Source organism: Ruegeria sp. CDSB117 (assembly GCF_059611005.1).
Map to the genome: position 1 here is coordinate 1 of NZ_JBXWOS010000051.1, position 7157 is coordinate 7157.

Below are 7157 nucleotides of genomic sequence, written 5' to 3' on the forward strand. Positions count from 1 at the left end.
GATACACCTCTGAAACTCAGTGGCTTGAAGCATGCAACAGAGACAGCAGCAACAAAATTAATGGATCCAGAACCTAGCGAGTGTCCCGGCGCCCGGGAATTTCATCTCGATCCAGCATTCGAACGGAACGGTCTCGAACTACTACCACATGATCCCGGGCTCTATTCCTGCGAATTTCGGAATGATCGGATACTGCGGAATGGGGCAGGTCTGCAGCGTCGAACAAGGTGACGTGATCGGCATTGTCGGCAATTCCGGTAACAGCAGCGGGCCACATCTGCATTTTCAGCTGATGGACGGACCGAGCCTGAACAACGACGACGGGCTGCCGATCGGGTTCAGCAACGTGATACTGGATGGTATGCTGCAAACAAATGTCATTTTCCACAGCCGACAGGTGCTAGGCGACATCCTGCCAATACCCGAAACCATTGAATTGAATCCGCCGACACCCTCGGGTGCGGTCGGCGAGGCAGAGCCAAATGACGGTCTTGCCGAGCACCATGCCGTGACGCCACCGACCATCGTTTCCGGCACGATATCGGTAGTCGAGGCCCCCACCGTCGCAGTGCGCGGCGATCCGGTCGAGGACATCTACCGGTTCCAGAGCGAAACACGTGCCAGGGTGTTCATCCGGCTCGAGGCGGCTCCGGCTTTTGAAGACCTTGACGTATATCTGCTGAACGAGGGCCTACAGATGCTCAACCCTGACCGCGCAGGCTGGGGTCCGGGCGGGATCGAGGAAATCGTGCTCACCGTGCCACCGGGTCGGTTCTATGTCGCGGTTTCGGACCCGGAGGACGGCTCGGGGGTCGATTACGAGCTCGAGATCGATATTCGCCCATTCGCCTGGCAGTATTCGGCCAAGGTGGTGTGCGGCTCACAGCCCGACCCCGAGAACGGGCGTCTGGTGCCGGGACGCTACGCGACAACCGTCAACATTCACAATCCGGGCGGCAACGAGGCGCTGGTTTTCAAAAAGCTTGCACTCGCGTTTCCGCCGGTTGAACAGCGGCCGGGACGAATTTACGAGATTGGCGAGGACACGCTCGGTTATGATCAGGCGGTGAAGACGGATTGCGCCGATCTGGAACTGAATGCGCTCGGTGGCGCACCACCCGAGGGCGAAACCTATTACGAAGGTTGGGTCGTTGTTCAGAGCACCGAACAACTAGACGTCACAGCGGTTTACTCCGCGGCGACGCTGGGGCCTGAAGGCAACGTGACCGGAGCCCACTCGATCGACGTCGAGCAGATTTCTGAACACGGCTTGGGCGTCGACCTTTCGGTCACCAAATCGGCCGAGGATTTCACCTGGCCGTTCGGCGACCGTTTGCTCCATTTCATCCTCTACACGGTTGACGTCGCCAACGCCGGACCGGCGGTTGCTGGCAATGTCCGGGTCAGTGACACCATGGCCCTAAACCTGCTGAACGCGGATGGCGCAGCAGCGCTTCTTCCGTTGCCGCTAAATCTGCCGCCGACAGGGTCGCTGATCTCGATCGAAACCCTGTCGCAAACCGAATCCGCAGCGGAATTCGATATCGGCGACATCGCCCCCGGATCGGTGCGCAGCATTCGGTTCTGGGGTGTTGCCGCCGCGGGCGCGACAGGTTCCCCGGCCTTTGCGTTTGTCAAGAACACCGCGTCGGTCCGGGCTGGCGAGGCGGAATTGATTGAGGACGACAACAGCGACAGCATCAACACGGCGATATTACCATGACTCAGATGACGCATATTCTGCTGACCGGCCTTGCGGCGCTCTCACCTTTTTTTACCTCCAGCACCTCGGCGCAAAACAGCGGAACCGCACCTCCAAAACCCGAAATCCGGCCGGAAATGCGCATCTGCGGTCAACTGGCGCAACGCGACTCGCTCGCTCAGCTGGACAAGCACCTAAAGCAGTCGGGCCAGGTTGATAGAGACAGCGCCAACTACCGCGCGCCCGACCTGCCAGAAGACCTGCACGCTATGCTGCGATGTCTCATGGCCCGAATCGATACCGGCACTTAGCTGCATTGTGCGCGGCTCGAAACACTCCAAAGTAAACCCTTCCAGCCGTTGAGGCGTTTTTTGCGTTTACGTGCGGCAGCCCGGCCAATTAGAGCGGTTTGTGTTTTATCTATCCCGTATCCTGCAGCTGTGGAGAAGTTGCAGCATTCTTCGTCAGTGAAGAGCTCGCAAACGCGACCTACGGCATTCCATAGATCGTGGATGGTTCGGGGGCTCTGCTGCAAATATTTAGCTGTTGACGAGGTGGGATGCTGCGGGTGAATGACTTTCGACTAATTGGGACCGAAAGCCATCCACGCGCGAAACCCCAGCGCGTCAACAGCCAAAAGTCTGCAATAGATCCTCCAGTAAACCGTCGCTTCTGGCTGTTCCAAAAGTTTGCGAAACCTTCAAGATAATCGGGCGGAAATATCGTAATGCTCTTTATTCGCCCATTACGCGCACTATGGGAAAGCCTGAAAAATTGCACAGTTTTCGCAGTATCGATCAGGCCAATAGATGCCATCAAAGAACCATTTTGACGGCTTAACTACCAGACTAACTTAGTTGGCGCGCGATCTGTTCTACCAGTTCTTGAGCAACCTCCTCTGACACTCCCCGCAACCGTACTCGAATGCGAACTTCATCTGGTGACAGCTCGGCCTGTACTGCCCCTCCTCCAGCTAACTTGACCGTTGTCAACGGCCTGACCAGCTGCGGACGCCCTCCACGGGCTTTCTCGGCAGTAGGTGAAGGAGACGAATTCATTGCACCTTCCAGAGCATCCCATTCGGTTTTTGGATCGATAACTTCGGCTTCAGCAAGAGCTTGACGAAGTTTGCTCTGGGCACCCCCTCTCAGCGCCGACGCGAGTTTCAAACCCGCTTTTTCCGAAATCGCCACAGGATGCTGCAGTAAGTCGCCGAGCGCCTCGTGGATCATCGCAAAGCTTCGAACTTTCGATCTCTTGGCTTTGGAGGCGGTCGCAAATAGTACGTCGACTGCGGCCTCAGTCGACTCGAATATTCCCTGTCCAACAGCCAGTACTGCGATACGTCCACGCTCATATGGGCTCAGATTTAGTCGGAGTTCATTTTCCTCAACCATGGATACGTAAGCCCCCTGCCCCGAGCCGGCATCCCTCACGAAGGCTGGAATGGTTGCAAACCGATCATCAGTATTGGACAAACGTCTAAATGCGTCTAAGCGCCTGAACCCCGAGATAAGACCAAAGCCGTCGCCTACGCGAGTGACTTCAATGGGTGTGCGCAATCCGTTAGTCCGCAAAGACTCCAGAAGTTCCGCCATAGCCTCTTCGTCTTCGACCATTCGATCTCGACGAATATAATCAGCATCGACCAATTCCAAAGGCAGTATTTCAGCCACCAACCCGGCATCCTGAGCGTCTCGCCAGCGTGCGGCGTCGCTTTGATCTTTCGCTAACTCGACACGGTCCGTCACAGTTGTCATTCCGCTTAGGGACGCAGCTTCGGCTGCCACCTGAGCAATTGGTGGTGTGGACGACGAACCCTCAAACGGGTTCAACGAAGGTTTCGCAGCGAAACCCACCTCCAACTCTTCCAACTCCGCCGTATTTGGAACAGCAAGCCTTCTACGTTTAGCCATTCGAATCTCCTCCCAATTGGGCATCGCGCCACCAGCAACCTATTAGAACCTCTTTGAATTCCGCGTAGGTACGATCAAAAGTTTCACGTCCACGGACATAGGTTTCGCGGTTAAAATCCCGGTAGTCAGCCTCATAAATACCGTTCACTTGTTCACCCGCCTGCCCGACCAACGCAGTGAAATCCTGTCGGTATGCGTTCATGAAGTCGCCAAAGTACGCCTGGATCACGTTCGCCATATCTGTCTGTTGGCTGGCATCAAATCGGGTAATGATTGCCCGAACGACATCCCATTCGAACTTCAACTCTGGCAATCCGGCTGCTCGTTGGGCGGTGTTTTCCCCATCTTCAATACTTGCGAACGTCGTATAGAGCATATCAAAGAACCGGCCGGTTGAATCAAACTCCAGGAACGAAGCTCCGAGCGGTACCAAAAGGATGTCAGCCGCAGCCAAAGCGTTGATTGTTAGGTACCCAAGTGCAGGAGGTGTATCAATGAAGACGACGTCATAATCGTTGAGAACACCCTCATTCTCGAGAAAATTGGTGAGGCCATCCCACAATGGCCAACTTCTTAATCCCATACGCCACACTGGAATCTGGAACTCTGCCCAATACAAATTCAGCTGGGCACCAATAAGGTCAATATTGGGCCAATGGGTTTTCTGAATAACATCGGTTGGAGTTGTATTTAACGCCTCTTGCAGTGTCTCATCCAAAGGGATTTCGGCCTGCCCGCCGACCTGCCTGACGCGGTTTTCTTCTTGAACAGCCCTTGCGTAATCTTTGGCTATCAGCGGAAATACTGTTTGCCATTCGTCCGCAACTGTTCCGCCAAGAATTGACGTCATTGATCCCTGGCTATCCAAATCAATTACAAGAACTTTGTACCCATCCAATGCCGCAGACATAGCGAGGTGAGCCGCAGTTGAAGTTTTGCCAACCCCCCCTTTGAAGTTTGCTACCGATACAACTTTCGCAGGCAGGCCCTCCGGGCGATATGGCAAGTATTCTTTGGTGCTGACACCTTCTGCCGCAAAGTGTTTTCGAAGGATTAGAACCTCTTCAAGAGTAAACCACTTTGACCCCGCTTCTCCTTCTCCTTGTGGAAGCTCTGCATTAGCTTTGAGAACGCGCCTTAGGTGAGCGGGCGCTACAGGAATAAGGTACTTTGTGATTTCCCAGATAGAGAAACGACGTAACCGTTTTTCACCGTCGGGCGCATAGCCTCTCCGGGCTAAATCTTCGCGTCCCTTTGCACAGAACGCGGCGGCTTTTGCGAATCGCGAAGTTCCAATAGGATCCGGCAACTTCGCCGCTGCGCTTTCTGGATCGAGGTTAAGATAAGGGGGCAGGGGAGGTTGGTTAGTTTTATTCACTGTCGATACCTCAGGTAATGTTCGCCTTGTCAGCGTATATGGTGGAATGTATCGAACATTTGGGTGAGAGGCTATCCTTCCTTTTCGATTTTTCCACAGAAGTTGAGGCGACCACCAGGTTTCGCAGCGAAACTCAATGAAATAGTGAAAAAGAACGCAACAAATCGTTTAGTCTATTTGTAATATTTAGAATCTTTGCGAGGATAAAAATATTTATAATCAAGTAGTTAATCGATATTGGGTATCCGTTTACAGGGTGTAGGGGACCCTAATACGGGATCATAGGTACCCAAACACAGGTTCTGTAGTGTCAAGTTACGGTAAATAGGGGGCCGATTCTCAGGACGGTGCTATTCAGGACGGAAAAGGCTCTAATACAAGGTTCAAGGCATGGAGTTATTCTTGTTCTTTGCTTCGAGGGAATCCCATTTTGGGCGTTTCTGTGGATAACCTCAGGGCCGCGTCCAATAGGTACCCGTCCACGGGATAAAGCCAATCCTGTATTTGGGCACCCAAATAAGATTGCAACTCAGGTACCTATTGTGCAAACAATAGGGAAACGAGCAGCCAGGCAGAATCATGCCGGATACACAAGTTGACATGGACAATCTCTCAGGCGCGTTACGCCGTGAGACAGTAAAAAAGAACGTCGCCGCGATTCACATCAGTGGCAAGCTGTCGTTGTTGCAACGCAAGTTATCTAACGTACTATTGTTGAATGCCTATGATGCTTTAACGTCTGCACCGACCCATACAATTGATGCCAGAACATTGGCGATGATGGTTGGGTATAATTCAAACGACTTTGACACTCTGCGTGCAAGCTTGCGGGCTCTGGCTGAAACGGTCGCCGAATGGGATATGCTGGACGAACAGGGGCGCCAAGAATGGGGTGTCTCATCTTTGTTGAGTTTTGCCAAACTGAAGAATGGTATCTGTGAATACGCATATTCACCGGCGTTGGCGCAAAAACTCTATGATCCAAAGATTTACGCGCTAATAAATGTCCAGATTCAAAGAAATTTTAGTTCAGGGCACGGCTTGGCGCTTTATGAAAACTGCTATCGATTTGTCCGGACAGGGTCGACGGGTTGGTGGGCGCTGGACGTCTTTAGAAAGCTAATGGGTGTCGACGGGAGCGAGTACTATGGCAGCTTCAAACACCTTAATGCCAAGATCATCAAGCCCGCCGTCGCCGAAGTTAACAAAAGCTCTGATATTCTCATTGAACCGGAGTTCCAAAAAAAGGGACGTACAGTTACAGATATTCGGTTCCTGATAAAGGGCAACCCGCAGAAAGCGATGTTTGAGATTGACGATGAAGATGGCGTTCGCAATCTGACAATCTACAAGACGCTGCGCCAGCAAGGTGTGTCTGACAGGTTGGCGCGACAATGGATTTCTGAGCATGGCGAAGACTATGTTCGCGAAAAGCTCGAATATGCCAGGGGCAGGGATGGTGTAAAGTCTACTCTTGGTTTTCTGTCTGCTGCCTTGCGAGACAACTATCAAGTTCCAGAAATGAAAACGACGGCAGTGCCAGACCCATCAGTGGGTGAAGCTGCAAAACGCAGGGCTGCCGAACAAGAGCAGCAGGACAAGGAATACGAAGCAAGGACTGCAGAGCGAACCGAACGTGCGCGGCGATTGGCAATTGTTGAGGATCTGGTTTCGCGGCGAAACCCAACGCAGCGCGATGCGGATAAGCGGCTTTTTCTGTCGGGCCTTAATAATGACCTCGACCGAGAACATTTCAGAGCTCATGGATGGCGTTCAGGGCTGAATGCCACCAAGATCTTTGAATTCTGGGAGGAGCTCGAACCAGACGTATTCACATGAGAGGGTTTTTTTAGATGCATGTATCCAAGGCTACCGCTTATTAAAGGCAGACATCGAAGTCCATCAAGTAATGCGTGGTGCGCATTCCGCGTAAATTTTGCGCATTGAGGTTGTTTTCCTTTTGAGTGGTATGAGCGTTTGTGGTTGTGTCGCAAACTTTCTCGGAGCTGTTAAAAACTAGGAAATTGTTCTGTTTACATTCAGCTTGAAGCCGAATTGATGGCCGAAACTGAGCGACTAGAGGCCAATTTTTCCCTGTGTTGATCCTCATTCGCGTGCTCACATGTCGCCTATCGGGAAAATATTCTGCTCAAAAAATATT

At 52.5% G+C, this 7157-nt stretch carries 5 protein-coding genes; 3 read left to right on the forward strand and 2 right to left on the reverse strand.

All coding sequences use genetic code 11. The features are described 5' to 3' along the window. Positions 1-103: 103 nt before the first annotated feature. Both AC2FJC_RS23360 and AC2FJC_RS23365 read left to right on the forward strand, forming a co-directional pair. On the forward strand, positions 104-1723 hold the full coding sequence (locus tag AC2FJC_RS23360) for a peptidoglycan DD-metalloendopeptidase family protein (RefSeq protein ID WP_496742070.1): 1620 nt from the start codon (positions 104-106) through the stop codon (positions 1721-1723). After that, a complete protein-coding gene (locus tag AC2FJC_RS23365; protein WP_496742064.1) occupies positions 1720-2013 on the forward strand; it encodes a hypothetical protein in 294 nt (97 codons plus the stop codon). Before AC2FJC_RS23360 ends, AC2FJC_RS23365 begins: the two co-directional genes overlap by 4 nt. A gap of 537 nt (positions 2014-2550) precedes the next feature. Here the strand turns inward: AC2FJC_RS23365 and AC2FJC_RS23370 are convergent. Beyond that, positions 2551-3618 (reverse strand): ParB/RepB/Spo0J family partition protein, encoded by a 1068-nt coding sequence (locus AC2FJC_RS23370; protein ID WP_496742066.1) that lies wholly within the window; start codon positions 3616-3618, stop codon positions 2551-2553. Continuing rightward, on the reverse strand, positions 3611-4996 hold the full coding sequence (locus AC2FJC_RS23375; RefSeq protein ID WP_496727466.1) for an AAA family ATPase: 1386 nt from the start codon (positions 4994-4996) through the stop codon (positions 3611-3613). The genes AC2FJC_RS23370 and AC2FJC_RS23375 overlap by 8 nt, the downstream gene beginning before the upstream one ends. 579 nt (positions 4997-5575) lie before the next feature. Here AC2FJC_RS23375 and AC2FJC_RS23380 point away from each other — a divergent pair. Beyond that, complete coding sequence (locus tag AC2FJC_RS23380) at positions 5576-6835, forward strand: replication initiation protein (RefSeq protein ID WP_496742068.1); 1260 nt, start codon at positions 5576-5578, stop codon at positions 6833-6835. Positions 6836-7157 lie beyond the last annotated feature (322 nt).